Raw genomic sequence first — 900 nt, 5'->3', positions numbered from 1 at the left:
ATAGCTCGTAGGCGGCGTCGGCGTTGTCCAACGACTGAACCTCAACCCCGAAATTGGCGTGTCGTATTGGTTTGCGTTTCCCGTCCATCGATCAATCAGTTTGGCTAATTTCTGAGTGGCGAATGCTCTACTTGGTAAGCTGGTTGGTGATGAATCTGACATCGCGAAAAGGCTCTCGGATTATTGAGGTTGTTATTCAATGTATATCACGACATTTTGCGAAGTAAAGATTATCAGGCAAGGCGCTGTTTTCCTTTTGTGCGATTTTGAACCGTTCCAATTTAAACGTTTTTAATCTCTATTCTTACTTATTTTGCTTTTAAATTAATGGTTTATTTATTGTTCTTGGCAGAAGAAGAGACGGTTGGTCGTCTCTAGTACCAAAATGTAAGTCCAATTGTTTGGAAAATTAGGCAAGTATTAGCCATGAATAGGCTAACTTTTTAATGACACCGCCACCACCGAGATCTACACAGTTTGGCGAATGCTCGATACGCATCCTGCATTCCATAAAGAGACGTAGAGCAATGGTTAATCACACAGCAAACACACAGATTCCACAATCACTAAAAGCAGGAGTATTTAACGGCCGTGGCATTTTTGATTTCGGGGCAAAGAACGAAGCGTATGCCGATTACTTCACGGGGACAAGCTACTTGGCGTTGCTCAACCAACCGGGGCTGATCGTAGCAAATGTGACGTTTGAACCGGGCTGCCGTAATTTTTGGCACATTCATCACGAAGGCGGACAAATCTTACTCGTGACGGGAGGCCGTGGGTGGTATCAAGAATTTGGTCAGCCAGCGCAAGCGCTCAACGTGGGCGACGTCGTGCATATTGCACCTGGCACTAAGCATTGGCACGGCGCAGCTAAAGACAGCTGGTTTTCACATGTAGCAA

General features: G+C 45.4%; 1 protein-coding gene. It reads left to right on the top strand.

Going from position 1 to position 900, the window contains the following annotated elements:
* Nucleotides 1–527 precede the first annotated feature (527 nt).
* Nucleotides 528–900 (top strand): cupin domain-containing protein (locus tag R7Q46_RS25690; protein WP_318078016.1); only part of this gene is annotated, 373 nt, incomplete at its 3' end.

Source organism: Vibrio sp. 811, from assembly GCF_033339195.1.
Note: the sequence above shows the minus strand (reverse complement) of the source record. Positions and strands in the feature narration are given on the sequence as shown.